This is a genomic window from Litorilinea aerophila (assembly GCF_006569185.2).
In the GTDB taxonomy this organism is placed as follows: Bacteria; Chloroflexota; Anaerolineae; order Caldilineales; family Caldilineaceae; genus Litorilinea; species Litorilinea aerophila.
Map to the genome: position 1 here is coordinate 59,264 of NZ_VIGC02000016.1, position 15,466 is coordinate 74,729.

Consider the following 15,466-nt stretch of genomic DNA (forward strand, 5'->3'; position numbering starts at 1 on the left):
ACCGGAGGTACTTGTCATGACCACCAAAACCGTTACCGTTCCCAACATTTCCTGCGATCACTGCACCCACACCATCCAGATGGAGCTGAGCGAACTGGCCGGCGTCAAACAGGTTCAGGCCGACGCGGCCACCAAGCAGGTCACCGTGGAATGGGAAGCGCCGGCCACCTGGGAGCAGATCCAGGCGCTGCTGGAAGAGATCAACTACCCACCCCAGCAGTAACGCCCTACCGTTGCAGACCGGGGGGCGGCGCGGCGCCCTCGGGCAAGCTGGCGGCCGCCCCCCATGGATGGCACATAGATGCCAAGAAGCAGGGAATTCGGTATGACAACCCAGAGCCAAACCCAGCCGTCACCACCCTCGGACCGGCCCGCCGCCCAGGTCACCCTGCCGGTGGTAGGCATGACCTGTGCCAACTGTGTGGCCACCGTAGAGCGCAACGCCAAAAAAGTGCCCGGCGTGGCCGATGCCACGGTCAACTTCGCCAGCGAAAAGGTCACCCTGGTCCTGGATCCGACCCTGGCCGACCCCAAGGCGGCTACCGCCCAGGTCATCGAACGGGTGAAGAAGGCTGGCTACGACGTCCCCACCGCCACGGTGGAGCTGCCCCTATTGGGCATGACCTGCGCCAACTGTGCCAACACCATCCAGCGCCGGCTGAACAAGGTGGAAGGCGTGCTGGAGGCCACGGTGAACTTCGCCAACGAGAAGGCGGTGGTCACCTACATCCCCGGCCTGGTCACCCGCAGCGACCTGGTGGAAGCGGTGCGCAAGGCAGGCTACGACGTGGTGGAGTCGGGTGATGAGGAAGAAATGGCCGACGCGGAAGCAGCCGCCCGGGCCGCGGAGATCCGGCACCAGTGGACTCGACTCATCGTGGGTGCCATCTTCACCGTGCCCCTCTTCCTGTTGAGCATGGGTCGGGACTTCGGCCTGCTGGGCTCCTGGGCCCACGCCCCCTGGGTGAACTGGCTCTTCTTTGTCCTGGCCACGCCCGTCCAGTTCTACGTGGGCTGGGATTACTACGTGGGCGGCTACAAGAGCCTGCGCAACGGCAGTGCCAACATGGACGTGTTGGTGGCCATGGGTTCCTCAGTGGCCTACCTCTACAGCACCGCGGTCCTGCTGGCCACCACCCTGGGCTTCCACGGCCTGGGCGACCACGTCTATTTCGAGACGTCCGCGGCCATCATCACCCTGATCGTCCTGGGCAAGTTGCTGGAGGTGCGGGCCAAGGGGCAGACCAGCGAGGCCATCAAGAAGCTCATGGGCCTGCAGCCCAAGACGGCCCGGGTCATCCGCAACGGGGAGGAGCTGGATATCCCCATCAGCCAGGTGGTGAAGGGCGACATCATCCTCGTGCGACCGGGCGAGAAGATCCCGGTGGACGGGACGGTCATCGAAGGCCATTCGGCGGTGGATGAAAGCATGATCACCGGGGAAAGTCTTCCGGTGGAAAAGCGGGTGGGCGACCCGGTGATCGGGGCCACCCTCAACCGCCAGGGGCTGCTCAAGATCGAAGCCACCCGGGTGGGTAAGGAGACGGCCCTGGCCCAGATCATCCGCCTGGTGGAACAGGCCCAGGGGAGCCGGGCCCCCATCCAGCGCATCGTGGACCGGGTGGCCGCCTATTTTGTGCCCGCGGTCATTGCCATCGCGCTGCTGACCTTTGTCGTCTGGCTGGCCCTGGGCGCCGGCTTTGTCCCTGCCCTGATCCGCCTGACCGCAGTGCTGGTCATTGCCTGCCCCTGCGCCATGGGGCTGGCCACGCCCACCTCCATCATGGTGGGCATCGGCAAGGGGGCCGAACATGGCATCCTCTTCAAGAACAGCGCGGCCCTGGAACGGCTCCACCAGGTAACGACCGTGGTGCTGGACAAGACCGGCACCATCACCAGGGGCGAGCCCGCGGTGACCGACATCCTGGTGGCCGAGGGGGCAGCCCCTTCCATTGGCAGCAATGGCCTGCCCGGCGGTGACCCGGAAACGGTCGCCCTCTTCCTGGCCGCGTCCGCCGAGCGGGGCTCGGAACACCCCTTGGGCGAGGCCATCGTCCAGGCCGCCCGGGAGCGGGGCCTGCAGCTGACCCAGCCGGAGGCGTTCAACGCGGTGGCCGGCCATGGCATCGTGGCCCAGGTCGCCGGCCATCGGGTCCTGTTGGGAAACCGCCGCCTGATGGAAGACTCCCAGATCCCGCTGGACGGGCTGGCCGAACAGGCGGCAGCCCTCCAGGACCAGGCCAAGACGGTCATGTGGCTGGCGGTGGATGGGCAGCCCTGGGCCCTCATCGGCGTGGCCGACACCATCAAGGAGGGCTCCCGGGAGGCCGTGGCGGAGATGCACGAGCTGGGGCTGACCGTGATCATGATCACCGGGGACAACCAGGCCACTGCCCAGGCCATCGCCCGGGAAGCGGGCATCGACCGGGTCTTTGCCGAGGTGTTGCCCGGGGAGAAGGCCGGCCATGTGGCCCGGCTGCAGGAAGAGGGCCACGTGGTGGCCATGGTGGGCGACGGCATCAACGACGCGCCGGCCCTGGCCCAGGCGGACGTGGGCATCGCCATCGGCACCGGCACCGACGTGGCCATGGAGACGGCGGACGTCACCCTCATGCGGGGCGACCTGCGGGGCGTTCCCCAGGCCATTCGCCTCTCTCGGGCCACCATGCGCAACATTCGGGAGAACCTGGTGTGGGCCTTCGGCTACAACGTGGCCCTGATCCCCATTGCGGCCGGCGTCCTGGCGCCCTTCTCCTGGGCACCGGACTTCCTGCGTCAGCTCCACCCCATTCTGGCGGCCGGCGCCATGGCCTTCTCCAGCATCAGCGTGGTGGGCAACGCCCTGCGCCTGCGCCGCTTCAAGCTGACCTGAACGCCTTGCCCCAGCATGGTACCGCCACGGGAACGGTCGTTTCCGTGGCGGTTTTCTTTTGGGCCAACCCTGGAGGCCTTTTGAGCCACGTTGCACATTTTGGCCACAGGTGTATAATCAATATACCGTAGCCAGTGTACGACAACGGGGAAGCCCTGGGGCGAACTGGTGCACGGGAGGGTACAGGCCCACCGACGGCCCACGTATGACCGGCAAGAACACACGTTCGATGCAACCTCAAAGGGTATATTGTCGTACATACAAGAGGACACTTCTATCTTACAGTAAAGTTCAAATATCCATCCACCATCGCACCAACAGATAGGAGTCGGTTGGCCTAGCTCGGAAACAGCGCAAACAACTGAACATCGCTGCCGCCATCGATACACTGTGTGCAGGAGGGGCTAACCAAGGCATTGGTTGGCCCTGTTTTGTCTATAGCCAAGAGGTGAACTATGGCGAATGCGAATGGGTATGGGCATGAGTGGATCGCCATGATCCGCGACATGCAGGATCTGCGAGCCTTCCGGGAACAGCACTGGGAAGGGTCCTTCGCCGATTACCTGGACATTGTGCGGCGGAACCCCCGGGTCGCGCGGACCGCGTACCAGCGGGTCTACGACATGATCATGTCCTACGGCTACGAGACCTACACCGAGAACCGGGAGGAGCTGATCCGATACCACTTCTTCTCGGATCCCATGGGCAATGGGGAAGATGCCGTCTTCGGGCTGGACCGCCCGCTGATGGAGCTGGTCCAGATCCTGAAGTCTGCGGCCAAGGGCTACGGCACCGAACGCCGGGTCCTGCTCCTCCACGGCCCGGTGGGCAGCGCCAAGAGCACCATCGTTCGCCTGCTCAAGAAAGGCCTGGAGGCCTATTCGGCCACGGACGAAGGCGCCCTCTACACCCTGGTCTGGGAGACGGACGAAGGCCGGATGGAATGCCCCATGCATGAAGAGCCCCTGCGGGTCATTCCCCCTGCCTTCCGCCGCAAGATCCTGGACGAGCTCAACGCCCACAACGATTCCGAGTACCGCGTGTCCATCGAAGGCGACCTCTGTCCTGCCTGCCGCTACGTCTTCCGCACCCTGATGGAAACCTACGACGGCGATTGGACCCGGGTGATCGAGCACGTCCGGGTGCGCCGGCTGATCCTCTCCGAACAGGATCGGATCGGCATCGGCACCTTCCAGCCCAAGGACGAGAAGAACCAGGATTCCACCGAGCTGACGGGGGACATCAACTACCGCAAGATCGCGGAATACGGCTCCGATTCGGATCCCCGGGCCTTCAACTTTGACGGCGAGCTGAACATCGCCAACCGGGGCATTGTGGAGTTCATCGAGCTGCTCAAGCTGGATGTGGCCTTCCTCTACGACCTCCTCACCGCTTCCCAGGAACACAAGATCAAACCCAAGAAGTTCGCCCAGACCGACATCGACGAGGTGATCATCGGCCACACCAACGAGCCCGAATACCGGAAGCTCCTGGCCAACGAGTACATGGAAGCCCTCCGGGACCGCACGGTCAAGATCGACATCCCCTACGTGACCCGCTTCCGGGACGAGGTGAAGATCTACGAACGGGATTTCAACGACCGCACGGTGCTGGGTAAACACATCGCCCCCCACACCCTGGAAGTGGCGGCCATGTGGGCCGTCCTCACCCGGCTGGAGGAGCCCAAACATGCCAACCTCACCCTCATGCAGAAGCTCAAGCTCTACGACGGCCGCATGCTGCCCGGCTTCACCGAAGATACGGTCCGGGAGCTGAAGGCTCAGGCCGGCCAGGAGGGCATGCAGGGCATCTCCCCCCGCTATGTCCAGGACAAGCTCTCCAACGCCCTGGTGGCCCACGGCGCAGTGGGCTGCCTGAACCCCTTTGTGGTCATGCGGGAGCTGGAAGAAGGCCTGAAACATCACTCCCTCATCACCAACGAGCGGGACCGGGAGCGCTACGCCATGCTGCTCAACGACGTGCGGAAGGAGTACGACGAGATCGTGAAGAACGAAGTGCAGCGGGCCATCACCGCCGACGAGTCGGCCATCCAGCGGTTGGCTGCCAACTACATCGACAACGTGAAGGCCTACACCCAGCGGGAGAAGCTGCGCAACCCCTTCACCGGACGGGACGAGGAGCCGGACGAGCGGCTGATGCGCTCCATCGAGGAGAAGATCGAGATCCCCGAAAGCCGCAAGGATGATTTCCGCCGGGAGATCATGAACTACATCGGCGCCCTGGCCATCGAAGGCCGGCGCTTCCAGTGGGATTCCAACGAACGGCTGCGCAAGGCCCTGGAGCTGAAGCTCTTCGAAGACCAGAAGGACTCCATCAAACTGACCAGCCTGGTGAGCAGCGTCATCGACGCCGAAACCCAGGAAAAGATCGACGTGGTCAAGGCCCGGCTGATCAAGAACTTCGGCTACTGTGAAATCTGCGCCACCGATGTGCTGAACTATGTGGCCAGCATCTTCGCCCGTGGCGATGTGATGGCTACCCGGTAAGCGCCCCCGGCAGACGGCATTCGGGTTCGGCTTGTACCAGGCGTGTCGACCGGGACAGCCAGGCCATCCCTGGCCCGGTTGTTCCGGTCCGAAGGGAGGCGAGGCAACACCGAGGTGATGCCTCATCCTCCCGCCGGAAGAGAGAAGAACGCCACCCATGACCTATATCGAACAGGACATGCAACGTTTCCGCGCCATTGTGCGCGGCAAGATTAAGGAGAACCTGCGTAAGTACGTCAGCAACCACGAACTCATCGGCCGCCAGGGCAGAGACCTGGTGAGCATCCCGGTCCCTCAGCTGGATCTGCCCCGCTTCACCTTCGGCAAGGTGGGCAGCGGCGGCGTGGGCCAGGGCTCGGGAGAGCCCGGCGACCCGCTGGGGCCGCCCCAGCCGGGGGACGGGGCCGGCGAGGCCGGCGATCAGCCCGGCCAGCACATCCTGGAGGTGGAGCTCTCCCTGGACGAATTGGTGCAGATCCTGGCCGAAGAGCTGGAGCTGCCCCGCATCCAGCCCAAGGGCAACCAGAATGTGGAGAGCGAAATCGCCCGCTACACGGACATTCGGCGGGTAGGGCCGGAATCCTTGCGCCACTTCAAGCGCACCTATCGGGAAGCCCTCAAGCGCCAGCTCGCCTCGGGCACCTACGACCCCAAAAACCCCGTGATCATCCCCATCCGGGACGACCGGCGCTACCGCTCCTTTGTGCGCAAGCCCACGCCCGAAGCCAACGCGGTCATCGTCTACATGATGGACGTCTCCGGCTCCATGGGCGAACGGGAAAAGCGGCTGGTGCGCACCACCGCCTTCTGGATCGACGCCTGGCTCAAGACCAACTATCATCGGGTGACGCGCCGCTACATCGTCCACGATGCCACCGCCGCGGAGGTGGATGAAGAGACCTTCTACCGCCTGCGCCAGAGCGGAGGCACCAAGATCTCGTCCGCCCTGGAGCTCTGCCATCGCCTCCTGCTTGCCCACTACCCGGTGGCAGACTGGAACATCTACCTCTTCCAGTTCTCCGACGGCGAAAATTTCGAACAGGACAACCGGGTGGCCCTGGAGCTGCTCCGGGAGCAGCTCCTGCCCATGGCCAACCTGTACTGCTACGGCCAGGTCAACGACCTGCACTACCGGGACACCTTCATCGACGCCCTCAACCGCCTGGATGCGCCGGACAACCTGGTGAGCACCCGGATTCCCGACGAAGAGGCCATCTACCAGGCCCTCAAGGTCTTCCTGGGGAAAGGGAGGTAACACCCATGATCAACGTCGCCCTGCCAGAGGAACTGCAGCGCATCAACCAGGAGGTGGAAGGCTATGCCCGGGCCGTGGGGCTGGACTTCCCCGAGGTCCGCTTCATCATGCTGGACTTCCAGCAGATGAACCAGGTGGCGGCCTACAGCGGCTTCCCCACCCGCTATCCCCACTGGCGCTTTGGCATGGAATACGAGCGGCTGCGCAAGAGTTATGCCTGGGGCCTCCACCGCATCTACGAGATGGTGATCAACACCGACCCCTGCTACGCCTACCTGCTGGCCAGCAACCTGCCCACCGACCAGAAGCTGGTGATGGCCCACGTCTACGCCCATGCCGACTTCTTCAAGAACAACCTTTGGTTCGCCCACACCAACCGGCGCATGCTGGACGAGATGGCCAATCACGCCACCCGCATCCGCCGTTACATCGACAAGTATGGGCTGGATGAAGTCGAGACCTTCATCGACCGCTGTCTGAGCCTGGAGAACCTGATCGACCTCCACAGCCCGGGCATCCGCCGCCGTCCTGGCCGCCTCCCCGAGACGGAGGACGAGGAGCCCTTCGTGGCCCGCCTGCCCAGCAAGGGCTACATGGATCGCTACATCAATCCGCCGGAGTTCCTGGCGGCCCTGCGCCAACAGCACGAGGAGAAAAAGCGCAAGGCCCAGGGCCAGAGCCCCGCCTACCCTCAGCGGGACGTGCTCCTCTTCCTGCTGGAAAACGCGCCCCTGGCCGCCTGGCAACAGGACGTGCTGGCCATCATCCGGGAAGAGGCCTACTACTTCGCACCCCAACGCCAGACCAAGATCCTGAACGAAGGGTGGGCCACCTACTGGCACTCCCACATCATGACCCGCTACGCGCTCAAGGACAGCGAGCTCATCGACTACGCCGACCACCACGCGGGTACCCTGGCGTCGTCGCCGGGCCGGCTCAACCCCTACAAGCTGGGCGTGGAACTGCTGCGAGACATTGAGGATCGCTGGAATCGGGGCGCCTTCGGCCCGGAATACGAAGAGTGCGACGACCAGCAGGCCCGGGCCAACTGGGATCGACAACTGGGGCTGGGGCGCCAGAAGCTGTTCGAAGTGCGCCGCATCTACAACGACGTGGGTTTCATCGACACCTTCCTCACGCCCGAATTTGCCCGGCGGCACAAGCTCTTCACCTATCGCTACAACCCCCGCACCCGCCAGTACGAGATCGAGAGCCGCTCCTTCGAGGACATCAAACGGCAGCTCCTCTTCAACCTGACCAACTTTGGCGAACCCATCATCGACGTGGTGGACGCCAATTACCAGAACCGGGGCGAACTCTACCTGCTCCACCACTGGGAAGGGGTCGACCTGCGCATGGACTACGCGCAGGCCACCCTGGAAAACCTCCAGGCCATCTGGGGGCGGCCCGTCCACATCGAGACCATGAAGGAAGACAAAGGCCCCATCATCCTCAGCTTCGACGGTGAACGGCACAGCAGCCAGGTGTTGGGGAAGCAGCGCCGGGCCGCGTGAGTGGACGCGCTCAGGGCAGCCGCAGCCGATACGCCACCTCACAGCCCACCGCGCTGTCCGCTGCCGGCCGGATGCGCACAAAATAGGTGCCGTCGTGGGGGGCCTGCCAGCTCACCCGGACCGGCTCTCCCGGAGCACCGGCCTCGGCGTCCGCCAGCTGCGTCAGCCCATCCACGTGGAAGACTGTCAGGGCCGGGCGCAGGGCCGGATGCTGGGGCTCTACCACCACGGTCGCCCGTGCCCCCGCGGCCATCTCCAGCCGGATCCAATCCTCATCGTCGGCCACGTCCAGCAGGCGAAGCTGCCCGGCACCGCCCGGCGAGATCTCCGTGGCCCCATGAAACCGGTCGTCCGGCTCCAGCGGGTCGCCTGGACAGCGCAGGGGCGCCAGCAGGGCGAAGGTCCCCAGATGGCTCGCCTGGGCCGTCACCGTCCGGTTGGCCAGATCCACCTGGCTGGGCAGGCGCTGCCAGCCGCCTGCCCCCTCTGTCCACTGGTAGAGGGCTAGTTGTCCAGGCTCCAGATGCCGCAGATCCAGGCCGGCCAGGTTGACGGCCACTGTCACAGGTGCCCGCAGCAGGGCGGAGGTCGCCTGGACGCTCTCCGCCTGGTGGAGGGATTCCAGCACGGCCAGCCGAAAGGAGCGCCCCGTGGCCCGCAGGGGCAAGGGTGGCGCGGGAGTCGCCGGGCCGTACGCCAGCTCCAGCTTCACCTGGCCGTCCAGGGCATCCGGCGGGACGGTCACTTCGATGGTGCCGGTGGCGTCGGTGACGGTGGCCCCCCGGCTGCCCAGCAGGGCAAAGGTGCGCACCGGATCGTAGCGCCACAGCCAGTAGCTGGCCGGCGCTCCCCGCTCCATGGCCCAGGGGTCAGCCGCCGCGCCGGCCCAGCCGAAGGGATCCACCGGCCGGTCCACCGCCGGACCATCCCACCGCCCATTGCCGTCGTCCCGATAGACGCCGAAGTGCAGGTGAACGCCGTAGCTGTTGCCCGTGTTGCCCATGAGCCCCAGGGAACGCTCCGGCGTCACCCACATGCCCACGGCCACATCCACCCGAGCCAGGTGGGCATAGCGGGTGAAGTAGCCGTTGCCATGGTCCAGCCAGACCTCGTTGCCGTAGCCGCCGTTACACCACCGCCCGGCGCCGGTGCAGGCCGTCTGAATTGCCAGGACCTGCCCCGGTGCGGCCGGGTAGATGGGCAGGGGCACGTAACGGCCTGGCTGCCCGGCGGGAGGACGATACGGGAAATCCACGCCGTCGTGGCCGTCGTAGCAGCGCCCTTCAAAGCAGCCCAGAGCCGGGTTGTAGGCCTGGCTGCTCCGGCGCAGCCCATCCCACAGGAGCAGTTCGCCGTTTTTGCTGTAGTCCGGGTAGGCGTGGTCGAACCAGGCGTCCACGTAGCCACCCGCGTCGGTGTCCTGGAGCGCCTGCAAGAAGCCGATCACCGTGCCATCGTAGGCCAGGGGCAGGTCCAAAAACGGGATGGGCGGCCCTCCCTGGGCGACGCCGACAAAGTCGCCCAGGGTCGTGTCCACCAGCACGCTCACCGTCTGCCGAGGCGGCTGAAAGCCGTAGCCGGGCTTCTCCACCTGGGCTGTGTAGGTGCCGGCCATGGTGTGGGGAAAGGCGAAGGCGCCGTCGTCGCCGGTCATCGCCTCATGGGGCCCCAGGCGCACCGTGGCCCCGGCGATGGGCTGTTGGGCCGTGTCCACCACCCGCCCACGCACCACGAAGGTCGGCAGATCCTGGCGCTGGTGGAAGAAGAGGCCGGCGCCTCCGCGGCCGTAGCCCGGGACCAGGTTGGTGGCCGTTGAGACAAAGGCCACCAGGCGCCCACCAGCCCCGATGGCAGGCAAGCCCAGGGATGGGCCGTCGGCCTCCACCCCCAGGCTGGGTCCGGTGACCCCCACGGAAGCCCGGGCCGTATGGCGGGTCAACAGGTCGTGGATGAAGACATCGGCCACCCCGTTGCTGTCCCCATTGACCAGATTGCTGGCCTGGGAGAGGAAGGCCACGTACCGGCCGTCCGGCGAGATGGCCGGCGCGGTGGAATCCCGGTTGCCCTGGATGCCCGCCGAAGAGCGGGAAATCAGCTGCATCTCCCCGCTTTCCCGGTCGAAGACAAAGATATCCGCGCTTTGGTTCAGATCCTGATCCACCAGGTTGGAGGCGGCCGACTGGAAGACCAGGAAACGGCCATCGAAGGAGAGGCCCGGGCGAACGGAATCGCCGTTGCCGGGCAGGCCTGCCGGCGTGGCAGAGATCAGGACGGTGGTGCCGTTGAGCCGGTCGTGGAGATAGATCTGACTGTGGCCGCCCGGCGGCGCCTCTCCAGCAGCAGCTCCGCCCAGGGAAACCAGGTTGGTGGCCCGGGACTGGAAGGCCACGTAGCGGCCATCGCCCGAAAGGGCCGGCGCCCCGGAATCATCATTGGCCTCGCGGCCATCGTCGGCCACGGACACCCGGGTGGTCTCGCCCGTCCGGCGGTCGTGGACGAACACGTCGACCCGGCCGTTGCCGTCGCCGTCCACCAGGTTGCTGGCTCGGGACTGAAAGGCCACGTAGCGACCATCGCCCGAAAGGGCCGGCGGCGTCTGGCCGCTGCTATCGCCGGACCGGTCATTGGGCTGAACGCCCCGGGCTGCCAACACCCGGGTCAAGGTCCCCTGGCGACGGTCATAGACGAACAGATCCTGGACCGCGTTGGTGTCTCCGGCCACCAGGTTGCTGGCCCAGGAGTAGAAGGCCACCACCTGGCCATCCGCAGAGAGGGCCGGCCCGCCGGACCAGCCGTTGCCGGGGCTGCCGTCCGGGGCCGCGGAGAGGAGCCGGGTGCGGCCTGAAGCGCGCTCGTGGAGGTAGACGTGGTCGTAGCCGTTGTCGCCCTGGCCGATTCCGGGATCGCCCCGGGCCGCGAAGGCGACCGTCTGGCCGTCGCCCGACAGCGCCACGGAGAGGATGGTGGCGTCGCCTGTCGCCAGATGGGTGGTGGTCACCAATTCCCGGCTCACCACCGTGGCCACGGGTCGGGCCTTCCAGCCGGCCTCCACGGGAAGGGGGGCGGCCGGCGGCAGGCTGTCCGATGCCGGGGAAGCGGTGGGGGTGAGAAGGGGCTGTGGGGTGGCCGTCGGCGACGTCGGCCGGGCAACAGGCCATCCGCCGGGCGGCCAATGGCCGGGCCCAAACAGGGACAGGAGGCCGATCAGGAGCAGGGCCAGGACGGCTGCCAGCCACCGGTTGCCACGCCTCCGTTCCATCTCCTGCCTGCCCTTTCCCCATCCCGGCCGAGGGTTCGGCCCTGCCGCCCTACCGGGCCTCCCGGGTCCACAGGGCCCCATCGGTGGCGGCGGCCTGGGCAACGGCCACCACCGCCTGGCTACCTTCCAGCCGCAACAGGAGGGGCAGGGCTCCTTCCACGCCGTGGACCGCCTGCCAGATGCCCTTTTGGGCGTCCGCCAGCCAGAGCTCCTGGAGAAACTCGGCCAGCCGGGGGCGGATACCATCCCCGACCATGGCCTCGGGGGCCTGCTCCGCCGTTGGGCCTTCCCCGGCCTGGGCAGACGGCGCTGCCGGGAGCAGGTCGGCCAACAGCCGGGCCACCTTGGCCACCTGGACCGCGTGCTTGTCGCCGCTGCTGGCGATCACCGCCTGCTGGACCGCCGGCAAGAGGGCCAGCGCCTGTTCCGCCATGCCCAGCTGGAGGAGGGGCCGCAGCAGGCCATCCACGTAGAAGCTGATGAGGGCTTCACCATCCAACAGCCGGGGGGCCCAACGGCGGAGCTGCTGGAACAGGTCCCGGGCCTCCCGGGTCCAGGTGCCCTGGTGTTGCAGGAGGGCCAGCAGGCGGAGGCGGTTGTCTCGCAGGTCGTCATCGGTGAAGCCGTTGCGCAAGAGGCGTCGCAGGCGTTGGACCATGCCCGGCTGGGGTTGGCGCTCCTGCAGGAGGCGCAGGGCCATCTCGGGCATGCCATGCTGGAGGTAGGCCTCGGCCAGGCCCCAGATGGTGGCCCGCTCCGCGTTGCGCCCCTCGAACGAGCGCAGCCAGCTCAGGGCCTGCTCCACCTGTTCGGCGGCCAGCCCATACTCACCCACCTGGAGCAGCCCCCGAACCAACTCGATGATCCCTTCGCTGCGGGTGAGGTCATTCTCGGCGATGTGGCCCACGATGTCGGCGGCATACTTCAGGGCGCCCAGTTGAATGAGGCTGTGGACGGCGCCGGCGGCAGTCCAGCCGTCGCTGCGGATGGCCAGCATGGCCAGCCGGTCGGCCAGGGCGATGCGTCGTTCCCGGGGCAGGTGACGCAAGGGCATGGCCTTGATGGCTTCCTGCAGGGTGTAGACCTGGAAGTCCACATCGGGGTTGGCGGACGGACGCTTGACCTGGCGCAGAAAGTGGGGATCGGCGCTGCCGGCGTGGTAGCCGCTCTCCCGGCGGGCCTCCTGGACGTTGGCGATGGTGGTGAGTTGGGCCAGGACGTCGTCGATGAGGCCCATCTGGCCGAAGACGGCCGCCGCCAGCCGGCGGCCCTGCAGGGTGCCCAGGGTGGCATAGCGCAGGGTCTCCACACAGCGCTGGGCCAGCCGGACATCCCGGCGGGGGGCGTCGGGGGAGGCCAGCCGGGGCCCCACCCGCACCATGATCTGGTGGATGAACTGGATCCCGGCGTCTTCAAAGCGGCGGGGGGCGCTGGCAATGAGCTGGGTAGTCAGGGGATGTAAGCCCAGGTGGGCCACCGCCACGGCCAGGTAGCCCAGGGCGTCTGGATTGCCAAAGACCCGCTGCCAGGCCTGGCTCAACTGATCCAGCCGTTCCAGGCAGGCGAAGCCCAGGGGCGCATCCCCGATGAGGGCGGCGCTGGCCGCGGCCAGGAGCAGCCGTTCCACCTGGCGGGCCGGGTCGGCCAATTGCTGGGGGCTGAAGAGGCGGGGGCAGAGCCGGGCCAGCTCCGCGGCCACCAGGGGCACCAGGTCCGGCCGGGATTCCGCCTGGAGGGCCACCCGGTAGAGGACCTGGAAGGGGGCCAGGGGGCTGCGCAGCTCGGCCATGGCGGCCACGGTCAGGGCTTCCTCCCCGGCGCCGGCATCGGCCAGGGCCTGCCAGCAGCGCTGGAGCAGCCACGTGTCCGGCTGCCAGACGTTGCGCTCTTCCACCAGCAGGGCTTCCTGGGCCGGGGCAACCTGGGCGGCCTGGGTCAGGGCATCGATCGCGGCCTGAGCCAGGGAAATCGACGCTGGGGATTCGGCAGCGGATACAGGCGTCTGTTTGGTCGTGCGTCGTGTGCGTATGGCCAATGGCTCTTCCTTGCGGATATACCCCCGACGGCGTGGTGCAGGGGCGTGGGATGGGACGGGCTGTCTCAGCCGCCCCACAGGATCAGCCACCCGGCGGCCAGGATCAGCGCGGCCATGGCCACCAGGATCAGGCCGGCCGTCCGCAGATGTTGGGACCGGCGCACCTGCTGGCCATGGGCCGTGTGGGCCAACTCGCCAGCCTCCAACGACTCGGGGCGTCGATGGGGAATCCCCTTCACCTGGGCCAGCCACCAGGCCCGGTGGCAGTAGGTCCAGGTGCCGATGTCACTGGCCCGCACCAAAGAACGATCCTTTGCCACGGATCACTCCTCTCACTCCTCACCATCCCAGGTTTCTGGGTCATTCCCGGGGATGTCTTCATCGGCCGCGTCTGGGGGCATCCCCAGCCGGGCTTCGAACTCCCGCAGGGCCTGGCGCATCTGCTCCTGGCGAATGCCCATGGTCAGATCGCCCCGGGTGCGCTCCAGCACATTGCGTAGCACATCGGTGTTCCGTCGCAGCCCGTTGGTGATGGCATCCGGGAAGTCTACGGTGATGAGGAGGCTGTAGACCTCGTCCATGAACTCCAGATACGGCTCCGCGGCCTCCACCTCTCCCTTGCGCATCAGGTCCAAGATAAAGCGCCGCATTTCTGTGGCGGCTTCACTCATGCCCCGCAGGTAGGTGGCGCCGGTCACACGCAACGACTGGGGAGTGGGGGCTGGCTCCCCGCGCAGCACGGCGAAGAGGAGGTGGGCCTCCACCAGCTCTTTCAGCGCGTCCTGGGTGTAGCCCGCGTGGTAGAGATCCGGGTGATCGGCCAGAGCCTCCACCATCTCCTGGGAAGCGGCCCGGGCCTGGGCCAACATCGCGTCCGCCTGTTCCCACTCGTGGCGATGGATGGCACGGATGCTTTCCGCACAGGCCCGAATCAAGGCACGGCTACGGTTCAGGGTGGCGTCCCGCAGCTCGTTGATCTCTCCCAGCTCCGTGCGAATGGATTCAACGATCTCTGGCAAGTTGGACTGTGACAACGGGCTTCTCCTCCGGTTACGACCGAGTATCGCTCCGAAGCTCCAGCCAGGCGATCTCCTCGGGTGTCAGCTTGAGCTGGCTGGCGGCCAGGTTGTCCCGAAATTCGGCGCCCGTCCGGCAGCCCACCAGGGCGAAGATGTTCAGAGGAACACTGAGCACGTAGGCGGTGGCGATTTGGGGGATGGTCATGCCCTTTTCCCGGGCCAGCTCTTCTACCCGATCCAGCCGCTGGAAATTTTCTTCGGTGCAGTAGCTTTCCACCACCAGTTTGTCTGCATACTCGGTGAAGGTGTCCAGGTTGTCCCGGCGGAAGCGCCCGCTGAAGAAGCCGCCGGCCAGGCTGGACCAGGTGAAGAGGGGCATCCCCTGCTCCTGATACCAGCGCCGCTCCTCCTCAGCCTGGGGCCCGCTGATGCTGATGCAGTTGGGCCACGGCGGTTTGCGCTGGACGGCCAGGCTGAAGTTGGGGCTGCTGGCCACGAAGCCTTCCAGGCCATAGGCCGCGGCGTAGGCGTTGGCCTCCTGGATGCGGGCCACGCTCCAGTTGGAGCCGCCGAAAGCCCGGATCAGGCCGGCTTTCTTGTGCTCGTTGAGCACCTCCACAATGGGACCCACGGGCACCGACGGGTCATCCCGGTGGAGCAGGTAGAGGTCGATGTAGTCGAACTTGAAACGGGCCAGGGAGTCGTGCAGGTCCGCGGTGATGTCGAAGGGGGTGACCCGCTGGCGATCCTGGTTGTGGTGGGCGCCCTTCCCGATGATGACCACCTCTTCCCGGACCCCTCGCTCGTTGACCCAGCGACCGACGGTGCGTTCGCAGTCGCCGGCGCCGTAGCCGTGGGCCGTGTCAAAGGTGCGGCACCCCATCTCGAACACTTCGTCCATCAACTTGAAACTGCCGTCCAGGTCCCGGGTGGTCATCATCACGGTCCCCTGGACCAGACGAGAAATGGGCTTTTCGATGCCCGGTACGTAGCCGTACTCCATAC

At 66.5% G+C, this 15,466-nt stretch carries 10 protein-coding genes; 5 read left to right on the forward strand and 5 right to left on the reverse strand.

What is annotated here, in order from left to right; genetic code table 11:
- The first annotated feature begins 16 nt into the window (after positions 1 to 16).
- The 5 genes from FKZ61_RS13490 (at position 17) to FKZ61_RS13510 (ending at position 8,148) form a co-directional block, all read left to right on the forward strand.
- Positions 17 to 223: a heavy-metal-associated domain-containing protein gene (locus FKZ61_RS13490; protein ID WP_141610650.1), complete on the forward strand. Its 207-nt coding sequence runs from the start codon at positions 17 to 19 to the stop codon at positions 221 to 223.
- A 102-nt stretch (positions 224 to 325) separates the two neighbouring features.
- Entirely contained in the window at positions 326 to 2,872 is a 2,547-nt protein-coding gene (locus tag FKZ61_RS13495; RefSeq protein WP_141610651.1) for a heavy metal translocating P-type ATPase, read from the forward strand.
- A gap of 455 nt (positions 2,873 to 3,327) precedes the next feature.
- Positions 3,328 to 5,379 (forward strand): PrkA family serine protein kinase, encoded by a 2,052-nt coding sequence (locus FKZ61_RS13500; RefSeq protein WP_141610652.1) that lies wholly within the window; start codon positions 3,328 to 3,330, stop codon positions 5,377 to 5,379.
- 157 nt (positions 5,380 to 5,536) lie between these two features.
- A complete protein-coding gene (locus FKZ61_RS13505; protein ID WP_141610653.1) occupies positions 5,537 to 6,634 on the forward strand; it encodes a DUF444 family protein in 1,098 nt (365 codons plus the stop codon).
- Positions 6,635 to 6,639: 5 nt separating this feature from the next.
- On the forward strand, positions 6,640 to 8,148 hold the full coding sequence (locus FKZ61_RS13510; protein WP_141610654.1) for a SpoVR family protein: 1,509 nt from the start codon (positions 6,640 to 6,642) through the stop codon (positions 8,146 to 8,148).
- Positions 8,149 to 8,158: 10 nt separating this feature from the next.
- On the opposite strand, the gene FKZ61_RS13515 is transcribed toward FKZ61_RS13510, so the two are convergent.
- The 5 genes from FKZ61_RS13515 to FKZ61_RS13535 form a co-directional block, all read right to left on the reverse strand.
- Entirely contained in the window at positions 8,159 to 11,407 is a 3,249-nt protein-coding gene (locus FKZ61_RS13515) for a peptidoglycan DD-metalloendopeptidase family protein (protein WP_170199687.1), read from the reverse strand.
- A gap of 49 nt (positions 11,408 to 11,456) precedes the next feature.
- Entirely contained in the window at positions 11,457 to 13,442 is a 1,986-nt protein-coding gene (locus tag FKZ61_RS13520) for a hypothetical protein (RefSeq protein WP_170199689.1), read from the reverse strand.
- 65 nt (positions 13,443 to 13,507) lie between these two features.
- Complete coding sequence (locus FKZ61_RS13525; protein ID WP_141610656.1) at positions 13,508 to 13,762, reverse strand: PD-(D/E)XK nuclease family protein; 255 nt, start codon at positions 13,760 to 13,762, stop codon at positions 13,508 to 13,510.
- Positions 13,763 to 13,774: 12 nt separating this feature from the next.
- Positions 13,775 to 14,476, reverse strand: coding sequence for a translin family protein (locus tag FKZ61_RS13530; protein ID WP_141610657.1), 702 nt, complete (start codon positions 14,474 to 14,476; stop codon positions 13,775 to 13,777).
- Positions 14,477 to 14,492: 16 nt separating this feature from the next.
- On the reverse strand, positions 14,493 to 15,464 hold the full coding sequence (locus FKZ61_RS13535; RefSeq protein ID WP_141610658.1) for an aldo/keto reductase: 972 nt from the start codon (positions 15,462 to 15,464) through the stop codon (positions 14,493 to 14,495).
- Positions 15,465 to 15,466 lie beyond the last annotated feature (2 nt).